The sequence below is a fragment of the Cellulomonas sp. P2_B4 genome (assembly GCF_056404795.1).
This window is the reverse complement of the sequence record NZ_JBFUDI010000002.1, coordinates 362,221-380,287: the sequence shown is the minus strand read 5'-3', so window position 1 is coordinate 380,287 and position 18,067 is coordinate 362,221. Positions and strand designations below refer to the sequence as shown.

General features: G+C 72.8%; 14 protein-coding genes. All 14 read left to right on the top strand.

The genetic code is table 11. The features are described 5' to 3' along the window. Positions 1–50 precede the first annotated feature (50 nt). The 14 genes from AC1DZC_RS04380 (at position 51) to AC1DZC_RS04315 (ending at position 17,990) form a co-directional block, all read left to right on the top strand. Positions 51–1,856 (top strand): ABC transporter ATP-binding protein, encoded by a 1,806-nt coding sequence (locus tag AC1DZC_RS04380; RefSeq protein WP_477042457.1) that lies wholly within the window; start codon positions 51–53, stop codon positions 1,854–1,856. Next, complete coding sequence (locus AC1DZC_RS04375; protein ID WP_477042390.1) at positions 1,853–3,652, top strand: ABC transporter ATP-binding protein; 1,800 nt, start codon at positions 1,853–1,855, stop codon at positions 3,650–3,652. The genes AC1DZC_RS04380 and AC1DZC_RS04375 overlap by 4 nt, the downstream gene beginning before the upstream one ends. A gap of 48 nt (positions 3,653–3,700) precedes the next feature. After that, positions 3,701–4,099: a phosphoribosyl-AMP cyclohydrolase gene (gene hisI / locus AC1DZC_RS04370; protein ID WP_477039171.1), complete on the top strand. Its 399-nt coding sequence runs from the start codon at positions 3,701–3,703 to the stop codon at positions 4,097–4,099. Beyond that, positions 4,096–5,664 (top strand): anthranilate synthase component I, encoded by a 1,569-nt coding sequence (locus AC1DZC_RS04365; protein WP_477039170.1) that lies wholly within the window; start codon positions 4,096–4,098, stop codon positions 5,662–5,664. The genes hisI and AC1DZC_RS04365 overlap by 4 nt, the downstream gene beginning before the upstream one ends. Further along, the gene (locus AC1DZC_RS04360; RefSeq protein ID WP_477042389.1) at positions 5,661–6,260 is read left to right on the top strand and encodes a Trp biosynthesis-associated membrane protein; all 600 of its coding nucleotides are present in this window, start codon (positions 5,661–5,663) and stop codon (positions 6,258–6,260) included. The genes AC1DZC_RS04365 and AC1DZC_RS04360 overlap by 4 nt, the downstream gene beginning before the upstream one ends. Before the next feature lie 79 nt (positions 6,261–6,339). Next, on the top strand, positions 6,340–6,645 hold the full coding sequence (locus tag AC1DZC_RS04355; RefSeq protein ID WP_477039168.1) for an HGxxPAAW family protein: 306 nt from the start codon (positions 6,340–6,342) through the stop codon (positions 6,643–6,645). Positions 6,646–6,818: 173 nt separating this feature from the next. Continuing rightward, positions 6,819–7,454 (top strand): DUF4190 domain-containing protein, encoded by a 636-nt coding sequence (locus AC1DZC_RS04350; RefSeq protein ID WP_477039167.1) that lies wholly within the window; start codon positions 6,819–6,821, stop codon positions 7,452–7,454. A 58-nt stretch (positions 7,455–7,512) separates the two neighbouring features. Continuing rightward, positions 7,513–7,866, top strand: coding sequence for a DUF2752 domain-containing protein (locus AC1DZC_RS04345; protein WP_477039166.1), 354 nt, complete (start codon positions 7,513–7,515; stop codon positions 7,864–7,866). A 139-nt stretch (positions 7,867–8,005) separates the two neighbouring features. Further along, a complete protein-coding gene (gene trpC, locus AC1DZC_RS04340) occupies positions 8,006–8,818 on the top strand; it encodes an indole-3-glycerol phosphate synthase TrpC (protein WP_477042388.1) in 813 nt (270 codons plus the stop codon). Then, positions 8,815–10,131, top strand: a complete 1,317-nt coding sequence (gene trpB, locus AC1DZC_RS04335; RefSeq protein WP_477042387.1) for a tryptophan synthase subunit beta — start codon at positions 8,815–8,817, stop codon at positions 10,129–10,131. Before trpC ends, trpB begins: the two co-directional genes overlap by 4 nt. Continuing rightward, positions 10,128–10,937 (top strand): tryptophan synthase subunit alpha, encoded by an 810-nt coding sequence (gene trpA / locus AC1DZC_RS04330; RefSeq protein ID WP_477039163.1) that lies wholly within the window; start codon positions 10,128–10,130, stop codon positions 10,935–10,937. The genes trpB and trpA overlap by 4 nt, the downstream gene beginning before the upstream one ends. Continuing rightward, on the top strand, positions 10,934–11,848 hold the full coding sequence (lgt, locus tag AC1DZC_RS04325) for a prolipoprotein diacylglyceryl transferase (RefSeq protein ID WP_477039162.1): 915 nt from the start codon (positions 10,934–10,936) through the stop codon (positions 11,846–11,848). The genes trpA and lgt overlap by 4 nt, the downstream gene beginning before the upstream one ends. 117 nt (positions 11,849–11,965) lie before the next feature. Then, entirely contained in the window at positions 11,966–16,531 is a 4,566-nt protein-coding gene (gene gltB, locus AC1DZC_RS04320; protein ID WP_477042386.1) for a glutamate synthase large subunit, read from the top strand. Further along, on the top strand, positions 16,524–17,990 hold the full coding sequence (locus tag AC1DZC_RS04315) for a glutamate synthase subunit beta (RefSeq protein WP_477042385.1): 1,467 nt from the start codon (positions 16,524–16,526) through the stop codon (positions 17,988–17,990). The genes gltB and AC1DZC_RS04315 overlap by 8 nt, the downstream gene beginning before the upstream one ends. Positions 17,991–18,067 lie beyond the last annotated feature (77 nt).

Sequence of the window (18,067 nt, the reverse complement as noted above, 5' to 3'; positions counted from 1 at the left end):
CGCTCACCGGCTCGGTGCCGAGCCGCGCGACGCAGCTGATCTGGCGGGGCATGCGGGCACACCCGGGCACCTACGTCGTCGCGGTCGGCACGTCGGCCGTCTTCGGGGTGCTGACGGTCGGCGTCAGCCGGGTGCTCGGCACGATCACGGACGAGGTCGTCGTGCCGGCGATCTCGGGCTCGCAGGAGGCGCAGGACCGGATCTGGCTGGCGGGCGCGGCGATCGCGCTCGTGGCGGTCTCGCTCGCGGTGACGGTCGCGCTGCGCCGGATCTTCGCCGGTCGCGGGTTCGCCCTGATCCAGGAGGACCATCGCACGAGCGTCACGCGCCAGTACCTGCACCTGCCGATGAGCTGGCACCGCAGGCACCCGACCGGCCAGCTGCTGTCCAACGCGAGCGCGGACGTCGAGGCGGCCACCAACATCTTCAACCCGCTGCCGTTCGCGCTGGGCGTGGCGGTCATGCTGGTCGTGGCCACGGTCGCGCTGTTCCGGACCGACGTCTGGTTGGCGCTGGCGGCGCTCGTCGTCCTGCCGCTGGCCGTCGTCGCGAACCTGGTGTTCCAGCGCCGGATGTCCCCGGCGGCCATCCGCGCCCAGCAGCTGCGCGCCGACGTCGCCGACATCGCGCACGAGAGCTTCGAGGCAGCGGTGCTGGTGACGTCGCTGGGCACGGCGGCGCGCGAGGAGGCCCGGTTCGCCCGGCGGGCGCAGGAGCTGCGCGACGCCAACGTCCGCGTCGGCATCGTGCGTGCGCTGTTCGACCCCGTGATCGACGTCCTGCCCGGCCTGGGCACGCTCCTGGTCCTCGTCGTCGGCACCGTGCAGGTCAGCGCCGGGCACATCGAGACCGGCGACGTCGTCGCCGCTGCCTACCTGCTGACCCTGCTCGCGATCCCCGTGCGGGCGTTCGGCTGGGTGCTCGGCGAGGTCCCGCGGGCGCTGGTCGGGTACGACCGGATCTCCCGGGTGCTCGACGCGCGCAGCTCCCTGCCGGCGGGCGACCGGTCGTGGGTGCCCACCGGGGGCGGCGCCCGGGTCGAGCTGCGCGACGTCGGACTCTCGGTCGACCTGCCGGGCGGCGGGGACCTGGCGCTGCTGCGGGAGGTCTCGGTGGACGTCGCGCCGGGCCGGACCGTGGCCGTCGTCGGGCCGACCGGGGCCGGCAAGACCACGCTCGTCTCGCTCGTCGGCCGCCTGAGTGACCCGACGACCGGCGCGGTCCTGCTCGACGGCGTCGACCTGCGGGACCTCGACCCGGCCGACCTCGCCCGGCACGTCGCGCTGGTGTCGCAGTCGACGTTCGTGTTCGAGGACACCGTGCGCGGCAACGTGACGCTGGCCGACGAGGGCGAGCCCGGGGCGCCCGACGACGACGCCGTCTGGGACGCGCTGCACGTCGCGCGCGTCGACGACGTGGTCCGCGCGCTGCCCGGCGGCCTGGACTCCAAGCTGGGGGAGCGCGGCGCGAACCTGTCCGGCGGGCAGCGGCAGCGGCTCGCGCTCGCCCGCGCGCTGGTCCGGCGGCCGGCCGTCCTGATCCTCGACGACGCGACCTCCGCGGTCGACCCGCGCATCGAGCAGGCGATCCTGCGGGGTCTGCGCGGGACCGGCGGTCCGACGGTGCTGCTCGTCGCCTACCGGATGTCGTCCGTGCTCCTCGCCGACGAGGTGGTGCATGTCGAAGGTGGTCGCGTGGTGGACCGCGGGACGCACGACGAGCTGCTGGCCCGCGACACCGGGTACCGGGAGCTCGCCACCGCCTACGAGCAGGAGACCGCCCGTCGCGCCGCCGAGGCGGACGACGAGCTGGCGCTCGACGAGGTCATCGAGTCGTTCGCGCAGGACCCGGCATGAGCGCCATGGCACCCGCGAGCTCGCTCGGCGTCGTCGCGACGCTCCGGCGCGGTCTGGCGGTGTCCCCGCAGCTCCTGGTCGGCTGGAAGCTCACGCTCGTGCTGGCCGTCGTCGCGTCCCTCGGGCGGATCCTCGTGCCGATCGCCGTCCAGCAGACCGTGGACACCGGGATCCTCGCGCCCGGCGGTCCGGACGTGCACCGCGTGGTGGTGCTGACGAGCATCGCGGCGGTCGGCCTGCTGATCGGGGCGGTGTGCTCGGGGTACGTGAACGTCCGCCTCTTCCGGTCGAGCGAGAGCGGCCTGCTGTCGCTGCGGACGAAGGCGTTCCGCCACGTGCACGACCTGTCGGTGCTCACGCAGAACACCGAGCGCCGCGGTTCGCTGGTCTCCCGCGTGACGTCCGACGTCGACACGATCTCCCTGTTCGTGCAGTGGGGCGGGATCATGCTCCTCGTCTCGGTGCTGCAGATCGGCGTCGCGACGATCCTCATGGCGGTCTACTCCTGGCAGCTGACCCTGATCGTCTGGGCGGGCTTCGTGCCGCTCTTCCTCGCGCTGCGACCGCTGCAGAAGCGGGTCAACGGGCGCTACACGGTGGTGCGCGAACGCGTCGGCGCCATGCTCGGTGCCATCTCCGAGGCCGTCGTCGGGGCCGAGACCATCCGGGCGTACGGCGTCGGTGAGCGCACGCAGCGCCGGATCGACGCCGCGGTCGGTGCCACGCGCTCGGCGATGGTCCGGGCGCAGAACCTCGTCGGCGTCGTGTTCTCCAGCGGCGTCCTGGTGGCGAACCTCGTCCTCGCCGTCGTGGTGGTCGCGGGCACATACCTCGGGATCGCGGGGCAGATGTCGGTCGGCAAGCTGCTCGCGTTCCTGTTCCTCGTCCAGCTGTTCACCGGTCCGGTCCAGATGGCCACCGAGGTGCTCAACGAGCTGCAGAACGCCGTCGCGGGCTGGCGCCGCGTCCTCGGCGTGCTCGAGACCCCCGTCGAGGTGGTCGACGCAGGCTCCGACGGCGTCCCGAGCCCTCGCGGCCCGGCGACGCTCGAGCTGCGCGACGTGGCCTACCACTACCCGGACGGCCCCGCCGTGCTCCTCGACATCGACCTCGCGGTCCCGGCAGGGACCTCGGTGGCGGTCGTCGGCGCGACGGGCTCGGGCAAGACGACGATCGCCAAGCTCGTCGCCCGGTTCATGGATCCGACCGCGGGAGCGGTGCTGCTCGACGGCGTGGACCTGCGCGACATCCCGGTGGACGACCTGCGTCGCCGGATCGTGCTCGTGCCGCAGGAGGGGTTCCTGTTCGACGGCACGCTCGCGGAGAACATCGCGTACGGCCTGCGTTCGGACGACGACGCGAGCACGGCCTCGGCCGACGACGAGCGCGTCCGCGCGGCCGTCGACGCGCTCGGGCTGGCGGACTGGGTCGACGACCTCGCCGCCGGGCTCGGCACGCCGGTCGGCCAGCGCGGCGAGTCCCTGTCGGCGGGGGAGCGCCAGCTCGTCGCCCTCACCCGTGCGTACCTGGCCGACGCCGACCTGCTGCTCCTCGACGAGGCGACGTCCGCGGTCGACCCCGCGACCGAGGTGCGCATCGCGCGCGCCCTCGAGTCGCTCACGCGTGGCCGGAGCACCGTCACCATCGCGCACCGGCTGTCCACCGCCGAGGCCGCCGACGCCGTCGTCGTCGTCGACGCCGGGCGCGTGGTGGAGGTCGGGCACCACGACGACCTCGTCGCGCGCGAGGGGCACTACGCCGCGCTGCACGCCGCCTGGGTGTCGCAGACGCGGTAGGCCGGACGCCCGCCGACGCCCGTCGTCATACGTGGCAGGATTCGGGGCGTGTCGTCCGCACCCGTCCCCACGCTCGATCCCGCCGTCGCCGAACGCCTCCGCCACGACCCGCAGGGGCTCGTGGCCGCGATCGTGCAGCAGCACGACACCCGCGAGGTGCTGATGCTCGGCTGGATGGACGACGAGGCGCTGCACCGCACGCTGACCACGGGTCGCGTCGTGTTCTGGAGCCGGTCGCGCCAGGAGTACTGGCGCAAGGGCGACACGTCGGGGAACGCCCAGTACGTCAAGGCGGTGAGCCTCGACTGCGACGGCGACGCGCTCCTCGTCGAGGTCGACCAGGTCGGCGCCGCCTGCCACACCGGCGCCCGCACGTGCTTCGACGCGGGCGGGCCGCTGCCCGCCGTCGTCGGCGACCGCCCCACCGAGACCGGAGGCCGTGCATGAGCGCGCCGACGCTCCCGACCCACGTCGCCGCCGCCGAGGTCCCCTGGGGTGGCACGTGGCCGTCGCTGGAGACCTTCCGTGTGCTCGCCACCGAGCGGCGCGTGATCCCGGTGGTCCGCCGCCTGCTGGCCGACGACGTCACGCCGGTGGGCCTGTACCGCACCCTCGCCGCCGGCCGGCCGGGGACGTTCATCCTCGAGTCCGCCGAGGCCGACGGGACGTGGGACCGCTACTCGTTCGTCGGCGTGCACTCGCGCGCGACGCTCACCGTGCGCGACGGGGCTCCCGTCTGGGTCGGGGACGTGCCCGTGGGGGTGCCCACCGAGGGTGACGCCCTCGACGTCCTGGCCGGGACGCTCGACGCTCTGCGCACGCCCGCGATCGGCGGCCTCCCGCCGTTGACCAGCGGCCTGGTCGGCGCGCTCGGCTGGGACATCGTGCGGCACTGGGAGCCGACGCTGCCCGCCAACGCGCCCGACGAGCTCGGCGTCCCCGAGCTGACCCTGCTGCTGGCCACCGACCTCGCGGTCGTCGACCACCACGACGGCTCGGTCTGGCTGGTGGCCAACGCGATCAACTTCGACGACACCGACGAGCGCGTCGACGACGCGCACGCGGACGCGGTGGCCCGCCTCGACGCGATGCAGGCCGCCCTGCTGCACCCGGTGGAGCCCGGTCTCGCCGTACTCACCGACGTCGAGGAGCCCGAGCTGACCTTCCGGTCGACCCGCGAGGAGTTCGAGAGCTCCGTGCGCACGGGTCAGGAGGCCATCCGCGACGGCGAGGTGTTCCAGGTCGTCCTGTCGCAGCGGCTCGACCTCGACTGCCCGGCCGACCCGCTGGACGTCTACCGCGTGCTGCGCACCATCAACCCGAGCCCGTACATGTACTACCTGCAGCTGCAGGACGCGGACGGCCGGGACTTCGCGGTCGTCGGCTCGAGCCCGGAGACGCTGGTCAAGGTGACGTCCGGCCGCGTCGTGACGTTCCCGATCGCCGGGTCGCGTCCGCGCGGTGCGACGCCCGAGGAGGACCTGCGCCTGCAGGACGAGGTGCTCGCCGACCCCAAGGAGCGCGCCGAGCACATCATGCTCGTCGACCTCTCCCGCAACGACCTCGTCAAGGTCTGCGAGCCGACGAGCGTCGAGGTCGTCGAGTTCATGGCGGTGAAGCGCTACTCCCACATCATGCACATCTGCTCGACGGTGGTCGGCCGCCTGCGCGAGGGCGCCACCGCGCTGCAGACCCTGGTCGCGACGTTCCCGGCGGGCACGCTCTCGGGTGCGCCCAAGCCGCGCGCGATCGCGCTGATCGACCAGATCGAGCCGGCTCGCCGCGGCATCTACGGGGGCACGGTCGGCTACTTCGACTTCGCGGGCGACATGGACATGGCCATCGCCATCCGCACGGCCCTCATCCGCGAGGGGCGCGCGAGCGTGCAGGCCGGCGGAGGGATCGTGGCCGACTCGGTCCCGGCGCTGGAGTACGAGGAGTCCCGGAACAAGGCCGCCGCCGCGGTGCGCGCCGTCCAGGTGGCCTCGCGGCTGCGGCGCGCGGGCGCGTGAGCGGTCCCGCACGCCGGAGGGCCGGACGCGGACGCGCGGCCGCGCTCCTGCTGGTCCTCGCGGGCCTGACCGCCCTGACGGCCGTCCCCGTCTGGTTCACGACGACCGGCTCGACCGCGCTCGAGGGCACGGTCGACGTCGCGGTCCAGGGCACCGACGTGGCTCCGGGGATCCTCGCCGCCGCCGTGGCGATCCTGGCGGCCGGCGCCGCGGTCGGGCTGGTGGGGCGCGTCGGCCGCTGGGTCGTCGCGCTCGTCGTCGCCGGGTGCGGCGTCCTCGTCGTCGCGACGACGGTCTCGGCGCTTACCGACCCCGCCGCCGCCGTGGCGCCCGTGGTCGCCGCCCAGACGGGCGTCGGCCACCTCGCCGGGCCTGTCGCGACGAGCGCGTGGCCGACGGTCGCGCTCGTGGTCGGCGCACTCGACATCCTCGCCGCCGTCTGGCTCGTGGTCGCGTCCCGGGGCTGGGCCGGCCCGACGCGCCGGTACCAGTCGACCTCGACCGACCTGACGGACCCGGCATCGTCCGGACCGACGACGACCCCTGACGAGCGCGCCGACTGGGACGCGCTCAGCCGCGGCGACGATCCCTCCTGACCTGGATGCCGACACGGCCGAACCTGCGCGTCGGTCCGCTAGGGTGAGCCGCAGAACCGAGCACGAAAGGCACCACACCATGGCCGACCGCACCCTCGCGCACCGCGCGCAGAACGTCACCGTCACCGAGAAGCTGAACCTCCCGCCGACGGCGGCGCCGACGAACCACGGCAAGACGGTCGCCGCCTGGTTCACCACCTACGCGGTCGTCATCGCGTTCACGGTCGCCGGCCTCGGCGTCGCGTTCGCGCTCGTGTGGCTCTTCTGGGTCGGCATCGGCCTCATCGTGCTGAGCCTGATCGTCTCCCGGCTGCTCGTCGCGGCCGGCTACGGCCAGGGCGGCGCCAAGACGCGGGCGCACCAGGCCAACCACGGCGGTCACTGAGCTCGTCGCCGCGTCGCGTCCGGCGCCCTGACGCGCCGACGAAATCTCGGTGCGACGTGGTCGGATGCGCCTACGATGACCGGACATGGCACCGGTCGTGGGGGCAGGCTGTGTGCGTTCGCGACACTGCCTGCATCGACGTAGCCCGGGCTGCCCGCGACCCAGGAGGAACGATGTCCACCCCCGACGAGCCGCAGAACCCCTACGACCCGCAGGGCCAGCCCGCGCAGCCGCAGGACCCGTCGGCCCCGCAGACCCCGCCGCCCGCGCCCTACGGCGCGCCGGCCGATCCGCCGCCCGCACCGCCCGCTCCGTACGGGTCGCCCACCGAGCCGCCGTACCCGCCCGCGACGCCGTACGGCTCGCCGCAGTACGGACAGCCGCCGCAGCAGCCGCCGGCCCCGCAGTACGGCGCGCCGTCGCCCTACGGCCAGCAGCCGTACGGCCAGCCCCAGTACGGGCAGCAGCCGCAGTACGGGCAGCAGCCCCAGTACGGCGCACCGGGCGGATACCCCGGCTACGGCCCGCCCGAGTACCCCGTGAAGAACAAGAACGCGCTCGGCGTCTGGGCGCTGGTCACGGGAATCCTCGGCGTCATCCCGTGCTGCAGCATCCTGATCGTCTCGATCGCCGCCATCATCCTCGGCTCGCTCTCGCGCAAGGCGGTCGCCCGCGGCGAGGCGACCAACGGCGGGATGGCGACGGCCGGGCTCATCCTGGGCATCGTCGGTGTCGTCCTCGGCATCGGCTACTGGATCGTCTTCGCCTCCGGGGGACTCGACGGCTACTCGTCCGATTACCAGTTCTAGGCCTGCGACGGCGGCGCGCGCGGCGGACCCTCGCGCGCCGCTGGTCGTCGGCGCCTCCGTGGCGCTCGGGGTCGCGGTCATCGCGCTCCACGACCCGCACGTCTCCGGCAGCTACGGCGTCTGCCCGCTCTACGCCATGACCGGACTGTGGTGCCCGCTGTGCGGAGGCCTGCGTGCGACGCACGACCTCGCGCGCGCCGACGTCGCCGGGGCGTGGGCGATGAACCCGCTGTGGGTCGTCGTCGCCCCGCTCCTCGTGCTCGCGTGGGCGCGCTGGCTCGTCGCGACGACGCGCGGACGACCCACGAGCCGCCGTCTCCCGGCCGCGCTGCCGTGGGTCCTGCTCGGCGCGGTCGTCGCCTTCGGCATCCTGCGGAACATCCCCGCGTTGGCCCCGTACCTCGCCCCCTGACCGGCTGAGTCCGGGAGCGGCGTCCCAGCACCTGGTTGTGGTCGGGGTCACCTGTCCACCCCCTCTACGATGGAACCCGGCCCCGAGCCACTCACGACGGTGTGCGGGCCGAGCCGACAGGGGAGAGGGTGAGTCTTCGATGACCGTGCTGGACGACATCATCGCCGGAGTCAGGCAGGACCTGGCCGTCCGCGAGGAAGCAACGCCGCTCGCGCTGGTCAAGGAGCAGGCGGACCGTCGTCCGTCGGCGCTCGACTGCCTCAACCGGCTGCGCGCCGAGGACGCCGTCCGGGTGATCGCCGAGGTGAAGCGCTCGAGCCCGAGCAAGGGCGCCCTCGCGACCATCAAGGACCCCGCGGCGCTGGCCGCCGAGTACGAGAAGGGTGGCGCCGCGGTCATCTCGGTGCTCACCGAGGAGCGCCGCTTCCACGGGTCGCTGGCCGACCTCGACGCCGTCCGCGCCCGGGTCGACGTCCCGGTGCTGCGCAAGGACTTCGTCGTCACGCCGTACCAGGTCTGGGAAGCACGCGCGCACGGCGCCGACCTGGTCCTGCTCATCGTCGCGGCGCTCGAGCAGACGGTCCTCGAGTCGCTCGTCGAGCGGGTCCACTCCCTGGGGATGACGGCCCTCGTCGAGGTGCACGACGTCGACGAGGTCGAGCGCGCCGCCGACGCCGGTGCCCGGGTGATCGGCGTGAACGCGCGCGACCTGCGCTCGCTCGAGGTGGACCGCACGACCTTCGCCCGGGTCGCCCCGGCGATCCCGTCGCACATCATCAAGATCGCCGAGTCCGGGGTCCGCGGCCCGCACGACGTCATGGACTACGCCCGCGCCGGTGCGGACGCGGTGCTCGTCGGGGAGGCCCTCGTCACCGACGACGCCCCGCGCGAGTCCGTCGCGGACCTCGTCGCCGCCGGTGCCCACCCGTCCCTGCGCGCGGTGCGCCAGTGACCGGTCGGCCATCGGTCGGACCGCTGTCCGACAAGCTGCTCGAGGCCGTGTCCGACGGCCCGCTGTCGACGCACGCGGGTCCGTACTTCGGCCAGTTCGGCGGCAGGTACGTCCCGGAGGCGCTCATCGCGGCGCTGGACGAGCTCGACACCGAGTACCACAAGGCCCTCACCGACCCGGCGTTCGGGCGCGAGCTGGCGCGGCTGCACCGCACGTACACGGGCCGCCCGAGCCCGTTGACCGAGGTCCCGCGGTTCGCGAAGCACGTGGCCGAGGGCGTGCGCGTCTTCCTCAAGCGCGAGGACCTGAACCACACGGGCTCGCACAAGATCAACAACGTGCTGGGGCAGGCCCTGCTGGTCAAGCGCATGGGCAAGACGCGCGTGATCGCGGAGACCGGTGCGGGCCAGCACGGCGTCGCCACGGCCACCGCCGCTGCGCTGCTGGACCTCGAGTGCGTCGTGTACATGGGCGAGGAGGACACGCGCCGGCAGGCCCTCAACGTCGCGCGCATGCGCCTGCTCGGTGCGGAGGTCATCCCGGTCGCCATCGGGACCCGCACCCTCAAGGATGCGATCAACGAGGCCCTGCGCGACTGGGTGGCCAACGTCGAGACGACGCACTACCTCCTCGGCACGGTGACGGGTCCGCACCCGTTCCCCGAGATGGTCCGCGACTTCCACAAGATCATCGGCGAGGAGGCCAAGGCCCAGCTCCTCGAGGAGATCGGGCGGCTGCCCGACGCCGTCGCCGCGTGCGTGGGTGGCGGGTCGAACGCGATGGGCATCTTCAACGCCTTCCTCGACGACCCCGAGGTGCGGCTGTTCGGCTTCGAGGCCGGCGGCGAGGGCATCTCGTCGGGGAGGCACGCCGCACGGTTCTCCGGCGGCGAGCCCGGCGTGCTGCACGGCGCCAAGTCCTACCTGCTGCAGGACGACGACGGCCAGACGCTGCCCAGCCACTCGGTGTCCGCCGGCCTGGACTACCCGAGCGTCGGTCCCGAGCACGCGTGGCTGCACGACATCGGCCGCGCCGACTACCGGCCGGTCACCGACGTCGAGGCCATGGACGCGTTCCGCGTCCTGTGCCGGACCGAGGGGATCATCCCGGCGATCGAGTCCGCGCACGCCCTCGCGGGTGCCATCGCGCTCGGTCCCGAGCTCGCGGGCTGGACCGGCGACGACGGCCACGAGCCGGTGCTCCTGGTGAACCTGTCCGGTCGCGGCGACAAGGACGTGGCCACGGCCGCGGCCTGGTTCGACCTGATCGACGACGAACCGGTCGTGCTCGCCGACCAGGGAGAACAGCTATGACGCCGGTCGCCGTGCGGTCGCAGGTCGCAGAGTTCCTCGACGGCCTGGGGCGGTCCGCGCTCGTCGGGTACCTGCCGGTCGGCTACCCGAGCGTCGACGGCTCGATCGACGCCGTGCGCACCATGATCGACGCGGGAGCGGACGTCGTCGAGCTCGGCGTGCCCTACAGCGACCCGGTCATGGACGGCCCGCTGATCCAGAAGGCCGTCGACGCGGCGCTCGCCCGCGGCTTCAAGGTCCGCGACACGATCCGCGCGGTGGAGCAGGTGTCCGGCCGCGGTGCGCCGATCCTCGTCATGACGTACTGGAACCTCGTGCTGCGCTACGGCGTCGACGCGTTCGCCCGCGACCTCGCCTCCGCGGGTGGCGCCGGCCTGATCACGCCCGACCTGATCCCCGACGAGGCCTCCGACTGGATCGCTGCGTCCGACGAGCACGGCCTGGACCGCGTCTTCCTCGTCGCGCCGAGCTCCACACCCGAGCGGCTGGCCTCGACGAGCGCCGCCTCCCGCGGGTTCGTCTACGCCGCCTCGACCATGGGCGTGACCGGCGAGCGGACGTCGCTCGGCAACCGCGCCGAGCAGCTGGTGGCGGACACGCGCGCCGCCGGCGCCGGGCACGTCTGCGTCGGCCTCGGGGTCTCCCGGCCGGAGCAGGCCGCGCAGGTGGCCGGCTACGCCGACGGGGTGATCGTCGGCTCCGCGCTGGTGCGCGCCGTGCTCGACGCGCCGGACGCCGCCGCGGGTCGTGCCGAGCTCGCCCGGGTCACGGCGGCCCTCGCAGAAGGCGTGAGGTCGGCGCGGTGATCGCGGCCATCCCGAGCCCGTCCCAGGGCGTCTGGCACCTGGGTCCGTTCCCGCTGCGTGCCTACGCGCTCGCGATCCTCCTCGGCATCGTCGTCGCGCTCTGGATGACGCGACGACGCTGGGTCGAGCGCGGCGGTGAGGCCGACACGGTCCTGGAGATCTCGTTCTGGGCGGTGCCGTTCGGCATCGTCGGCGGCCGGATCTACCACGTGATCACCTCGCCCGAGGCGTACTTCGGCGCGGGCGGCGACCCCGTCAAGGCCCTGTTCATCTGGCAGGGCGGCCTCGGCATCTGGGGCGCGGTCGCGTTCGGCGGCGTCGGTGCCTGGATCGGCTGCCGTCGCCAGGGCGTGCGGCTCGCACCGTTCGCGGACGCGCTGGCGCCCGGCCTGCTGGTGGCCCAGGGGATCGGTCGGCTCGGCAACTGGTTCAACCAGGAGCTGTTCGGCGCCGCGACCACGTTGCCGTGGGGTCTGCGGATCGACGACGCGTTCCTCCCGCCGGGCTACGAGTCCGGCACGCTGTTCCACCCGACGTTCCTGTACGAGATGCTCTGGAACTTCGCGGGCGCCGCCCTGCTCATCTGGATCGACCGTCGCTACCGGCTCGGCTACGGTCGCGTCTTCTGGCTCTACGTGATGATCTACACCACCGGCCGGCTCTGGATCGAGATGCTCCGTGTCGATCCGGCGAACCACATCTTCGGCGTCCGCCTCAACGTCTGGACGGCCATCATCGTGGGCGTCGGAGCGCTGGTAGCGTTCGTTGTGGTCGGGCGCCGGCACCCAGGACGTGACACGACCCTCCTGCTGGCACCCCCGACAGTGCAGGAAGACTTGTCGCAGGTGAACGAGACAGCGACCGACCCGCCCGCTGACCCGCGGGAAGCCGGAAGCGCTTCTCAGCTCTGACGATGCGTGTGGTCTGCGGACCGCCCTGTATCGTCGCCACGTCTGGGCCGACGACGTCCCGCTATCCCTCTTGTTCGTGCTATTCCCCGACCCCCGGGGACCGTGAGGACGGTGCTGATGTCGACGTCGCCCGTGAGCCCTGGCGCACTTCGTGCGCCACTGCCGCAGGGTCTCTACGACCCCACCGCCGAGCACGACGCGTGCGGCTTCGCCTTCGTGGCCACGTTGCGGGGGACGCCCGGCAGGGACATCGTCGACGCCGGTCTGACCGCTCTGCTCAACCTCGACCACCGCGGCGCCGTCGGTGCCGAGGAGGACAGCGGTGACGGTGCGGGCATCCTCACGCAGATCCCGGACGCCTTCCTTCGTGATGTCGTCGACGCCGAGCTCCCGCCCGCCGGCTACTACGCGATCGGCATGGCGTTCCTGCCCGTCGACGAGGCGGAGCAGCGCAGCGCGGTGAGCGCGATCGAGTCGATCGCCGCGGAGGAGAAGCTGGACGTCCTCGCGTGGCGCGAGGTCGTCGTCACTGCGGACCTGGTCGGTCCCACGGCGCGCGCGTCCATGCCGGTGTTCCGTCAGCTCGTCGTCGCGGACCCGTCCCGGGAGCTGTCGGGCGTCGAGCTCGACCGCCGCGCGTACCGGCTGCGCAAGCGGGCCGAGCGTGAGCACGGCCTCTACTTCGCGTCGCTGTCCGCCCGCACGCTCGCCTACAAGGGCATGCTCACCACGGGGCAGCTCGAGCCGTTCTTCGCGGACCTGTCGGACCCGCGGTACGCCTCCGAGATCGCACTGGTGCACTCGCGCTTCTCCACTAACACGTTCCCGTCCTGGCCGCTCGCGCAGCCGTTCCGGATGATCGCCCACAACGGCGAGATCAACACGGTGCGCGGCAACCGCAACTGGATGGCGGCCCGCGAGGGCACGCTCGCCAGCGACGAGCTGGGCGACCTCGCCCCGCTCCTGCCCGTCTGTACGCCGGGCGGGTCGGACTCCGGCAGCTTCGACGAGGTGCTGGAGCTGCTGCACCTGTCCGGACGCTCCCTGCCGCACGCGGTGATGATGATGATCCCGGAGGCGTGGGAGAACCACGCCCAGATGGACCCCGCCCGCCGCGCGTTCTACGAGTACCACTCCACGCTCATGGAGCCGTGGGACGGCCCGGCCGCCATGACGTTCACCGACGGCACCCTGATCGGCTCCGTGCAGGACCGCAACGGTCTGCGTCCCGGCCGGTACTGGGTCACCGAGGACGGCCTCGTCGTGTGCGCGTCGGAGGCCGGCGTCCTGGACATCGACCCCGCCACCGTCGTCGCCAAGGGCCGCCTCGAGCCCGGCCGCATGTTCCTCGTCGACACCGGCAAGGGCCGGATCATCGACGACCAGGAGATCAAGTCCACGCTCGCCGCGCAGAAGCCGTACGCCCAGTGGGTGCGGGAGAACTCGGTCTACCTGGCGCAGCTGCCCGAGCGCGAGCACGTGGCGCACTCGGCGGCCTCCGTGCGTCGTCGCCAGCGGGCGTTCGGCTACACCGAGGAAGAGCTGAAGATCCTGCTCAGCCCGATGGCCGCAGCCGGTGCGGAGCCGCTCGGTGCCATGGGGTCGGACACGCCCGTCGCGGTGCTGTCCAGCCGCCCGCGCATGCTCTTCGACTACTTCACGCAGATGTTCGCGCAGGTCACCAACCCGCCGCTGGACGCCATCCGCGAGGAGCTGGTCACGGCCATCGGCGGGGCGATCGGCCCCGAGCCCAACCTGCTCGAGGACGGCCCCGGCCACGCTCGCAAGCTGATCCTGCCGTTCCCGGTGATCGACAACGACCAGCTCGCCAAGATCGTGCACGTCGCCAAGGAGCCGTCGCTCGGCTTCCGGTCGACCATCATCCGCGGCCTGTACAAGGTCAGCGGCGGGGGAGAGGCCCTGCAGGCGCGGCTCGACGAGATCTTCGCCGAGGTCGACGCGGCGGTGGCCGACGGCGTCAGCTTCATCGTGCTCTCCGACCGCAACTCGGACGCGGACCTCGCGCCGATCCCGTCCCTGCTGCTGCTGAGCGCCGTGCACCACCACACGCTGCGCCGGCACACCCGCACGATGATCTCGCTGGTGGTCGAGGCGGGCGACGTCCGCGAGGTGCACCACACGGCGCTGCTCATCGGCTACGGCGCGGCCGCTGTCAACCCGTACCTCGCGATGGAGACCGTCGAGGACCTCGCGCGCTCGGGCTACCTGCCGGGTGTCGAGGAGACCAAGGCCGTCGCCAACCTCATCAAGGCGCTCGGCAAGGGCGTCCTGAAGGTCATGTCGAAGATGGGCATCTCGACCATCGCGTCCTACCGCGGCGCCCAGGTCTTCGAGGCCATCGGCCTGTCGCAGGCCCTCGTCGACCGGTACTTCACGGGCACGACGAGCCGGCTCGGCGGTATCGGCCTGGACGTCATCGCGGCGGAGGTCGCCGCCCGGCACGCCGACGCGTACCCGGCCAGCGGCAACCGCCAGGCGCACCTGCGGCTCGCGGTCGGCGGCGAGTACCAGTGGCGTCGCGACGGCGAGGACCACCTGTTCGACCCCGAGACCGTCTTCCGCCTGCAGCACTCGACGCGGACGCGGCAGTTCGACATCTTCCAGCAGTACACCCGCCGGGTGGACGAGCAGTCGTCGCGCCTGATGACCCTGCGCGGCCTGCTCGCGTTCAAGGACGGCGCGCGGACCCCGGTGCCGCTCGACGAGGTCGAGCCGGTCAGCGAGATCGTCAAGCGGTTCAACACCGGCGCGATGTCCTACGGCTCCATCTCGGCGGAGGCGCACGAGACGCTCGCCGTGGCGATGAACAGCATCGGCGCCAAGTCGAACACCGGTGAGGGCGGCGAGGACTCCGACCGTCTCAACGACCCGGTGCGCCGCTCGGCGATCAAGCAGATCGCCTCGGGCCGCTTCGGCGTGACCAGCGAGTACCTGACCAACGCGGACGACATCCAGATCAAGCTCGCGCAGGGTGCCAAGCCGGGCGAGGGCGGTCAGCTGCCGGGTCACAAGGTGTACCCGTGGGTGGCCAAGACGCGGCACTCGACGCCGGGCGTCGGGCTCATCTCGCCGCCGCCGCACCACGACATCTACTCGATCGAAGACCTGGCGCAGCTGATCCACGACGCCAAGAACGCCAACCCGAGGGCACGCATCCACACCAAGCTCGTCAGCGAGTTCGGCGTGGGCACGATCGCCGCGGGCGTCGCCAAGGCGCACTCGGACGTCGTGCTCATCTCGGGTCACGACGGCGGCACGGGTGCCTCCCCGCTGACCTCGCTCAAGCACGCGGGCACCCCTTGGGAGATCGGCCTGGCCGAGACCCAGCAGACGCTCGTGCTGAACAACCTGCGCGACCGCGTCGTCGTCCAGGTCGACGGCCAGCTCAAGACCGGCCGCGACGTGGTGATCGGTGCGCTGCTCGGCGCCGAGGAGTTCGGCTTCGCGACGGCGCCCCTGGTCGTCTCGGGCTGCATCATGATGCGCGTCTGCCACCTCGACACCTGCCCGGTCGGCGTCGCCACGCAGAACCCCGAGCTGCGCGCCCGGTTCACCGGCAAGCCCGAGTTCGTCGTGACGTTCATGGAGTTCATCGCGCAGGAGGTCCGCGAGCTGCTCGCGCAGCTGGGCTTCCGCACGCTGCTCGAGGCCGTCGGCCACGTGGAGCTGCTGGACACCCGCGCGGCGATCGACCACTGGAAGGCCGAGGGCCTGGACCTCGCCCCGGTGCTCGCGGTGCCGTCGCCGGTCGCCGGTACGGAGCTGCACCAGACCAAGCTGCAGGACCACGGCCTGGACCGCGCGCTGGACAACCGGCTCATCGCGCTGGCGACGGACGCCCTCGAGCGCCGCGAGCCGGTCCGGATCGCCCTCCCGGTGCGCAACGTCAACCGGACCGTCGGCACGATGCTCGGCCACGAGGTGACCAAGCGGTTCGGCGGCGCGGGTCTGGCCGACGACACGATCGACGTCACCCTCACGGGCTCGGCGGGCCAGTCGTTCGGCGCGTTCCTGCCGCGCGGCGTCACGCTGCGGCTGTTCGGCGACGCCAACGACTACGTCGGCAAGGGCCTCTCGGGCGGGCGCATAGCGATCCGTCCCGACCGCAACGCGGTGCTCTCCTCCGAGCACAACGTCGTGGCGGGCAACGTCATCGGCTACGGCGCCACGACCGGGCAGATCTTCCTGCGCGGCCTGGTCGGCGAGCGGTTCGGCGTCCGCAACTCCGGCGCGACGCTCGTCGTCGAGGGCGTGGGCGACCACGGGTGCGAGTACATGACCGGCGGTACCGTCCTGGTGCTCGGCCGGACGGGTCGCAACTTCGGAGCCGGGATGTCGGGAGGCACGGCCTACGTGCTGGACCTGGTGCCCGCGCTCGTGAACCTGGACGCCGTGCGGACCAACGAGCTCGCGCTCGACCCGCTCGACGACGAGGACGCCGCGCTGGTGGAACAGCTGCTGCGCGCCCACCACGAGGAGACGGGGTCGCCGGTCGCGGCCCAGCTGCTCGAGGACTTCCCCCAGACCCGGGCGCGGTTCACGCGCCTGCTGCCCACCGAGTACGCCCGCGTCCGTCGCGCGCTCGCGCAGGCCGAGGCCGACGGCCTCGACCCCGCAGCGCCCGGCGTGTGGGACACGATCCTGGAGGTGGCCCGTGGCTGACCCCCGTGGCTTCCTCAAGGTCCGCGACCGCGAGCTCCCGCCCAACCGTCCCGTCGAGATCCGCCTGCGTGACTGGGCGGACGTGCACGAGCACCTGCAGGAGGGGCAGCCCTACCTCAAGGAGCAGGCCGGCCGCTGCATGGACTGCGGGATCCCGTTCTGCCACAACGGCTGCCCGCTCGGGAACCTGATCCCCGAGTGGAACGACCTGGTGTGGCGCGGTCAGTGGTCGGACGCGATCGACCGGCTGCACGCGACCAACAACTTCCCGGAGTTCACCGGTCGCATCTGCCCCGCGCCGTGCGAGTCGAGTTGCGTGCTGGGCATCAACCAGCCCGCGGTCACCATCAAGAACGTCGAGGTCTCGATCATCGACGAGGCGTTCGACCAGGGTCTGGTGACCCCGCAGGTCCCGCAGCGCCTCACCGGCCACACGGTCGCGGTCGTCGGCTCGGGCCCGGCCGGCCTGGCCGCCGCCCAGCAGCTCACGCGCGCCGGCCACACGGTCGCCGTGTACGAGCGGGACGACGCGATCGGCGGCCTGCTGCGGTACGGCGTGCCCGACTTCAAGCTCGAGAAGATCCACATCGACCGCCGCCTCGAGCAGATGGAGGCCGAGGGCACGCGGTTCCGCCCGGGCGTCGAGGTCGGCCGCGACGTGACCTGGCCGCAGCTGCAGGCGCGGTACGACGCGATCGTCATCGCGACCGGCGCCACCGTGCCGCGCGAGCTGACGGTGCCCGGCAAGGAGCTCACCGGCGTGCACGTCGCCATGGAGTACCTGCACCAGGCGAACGGGGTCGCGGCCGGCAAGCAGGTGGCCGACCAGATCACCGCGACCGGCAAGCACGTCATCATCATCGGCGGCGGCGACACGGGTTCGGACTGCCTCGGCACCGCGCTGCGCCAGGGCGCCGCGAGCGTCACCACGCTGGCGATCGGCAAGCGCCCGCCGCAGGACCGTCCCGAGCACCAGCCGTGGCCGACCGACCCCATCCTCTTCGAGGTCTCGTCCTCGCACGCCGAGGGTGGCGACCGCGCGTACCTGGCGTCGACGGTCGAGTTCCTCGGCGACGAGGACGGCACGGTCAACCGGCTCAAGCTTGCGACGACCGAGTACCTCTCCGACGGCCGGCGCGTGCCCAAGGCCGGCACCGAGCGCGAGATCCCGGCGGACCTCGTGCTCGTCGCGATGGGCTTCTCCGGGCCGGAGACGACGCCGCTGACCGACCAGATCGGGATCGAGCTGACCTCGCGCGGGCTCGTCACACGGTCCGACGACTTCGCCACCTCGGTGCCCGGTGTGTTCGTCGCCGGTGACGCCGGCCGCGGCCAGTCGCTCATCGTCTGGGCGATCGCGGAGGGCCGCGCCGCCGCGGCCGCCGTCGACACCTACCTCTCGGGCAGCACCGAGCTGCCCTCGCCGGTGACCGCCTCCACGGTGGCGCTGCGCCCCTAGACCACCCCTTCGACCGGCGTCGACAACCGCCCGGCCCTGGGGGCCGGACCGGGGCGTGCGGTCAGCCACGAAAAACA

Coding starts and splice junctions, on each gene's coding strand:
- AC1DZC_RS04355 (WP_477039168.1), top strand. CDS start 6,340: ATGGCCGACCGCACCCTCGCGCACCGCGCGCAGAACGTCACCGTCACC.
- AC1DZC_RS04350 (WP_477039167.1), top strand. CDS start 6,819: ATGTCCACCCCCGACGAGCCGCAGAACCCCTACGACCCGCAGGGCCAG.
- AC1DZC_RS04375 (WP_477042390.1), top strand. CDS start 1,853: ATGAGCGCCATGGCACCCGCGAGCTCGCTCGGCGTCGTCGCGACGCTC.
- AC1DZC_RS04365 (WP_477039170.1), top strand. CDS start 4,096: ATGAGCGCGCCGACGCTCCCGACCCACGTCGCCGCCGCCGAGGTCCCC.
- gltB (WP_477042386.1), top strand. CDS start 11,966: ATGTCGACGTCGCCCGTGAGCCCTGGCGCACTTCGTGCGCCACTGCCG.
- trpA (WP_477039163.1), top strand. CDS start 10,128: ATGACGCCGGTCGCCGTGCGGTCGCAGGTCGCAGAGTTCCTCGACGGC.
- trpC (WP_477042388.1), top strand. CDS start 8,006: ATGACCGTGCTGGACGACATCATCGCCGGAGTCAGGCAGGACCTGGCC.
- AC1DZC_RS04380 (WP_477042457.1), top strand. CDS start 51: ATGCGGGCACACCCGGGCACCTACGTCGTCGCGGTCGGCACGTCGGCC.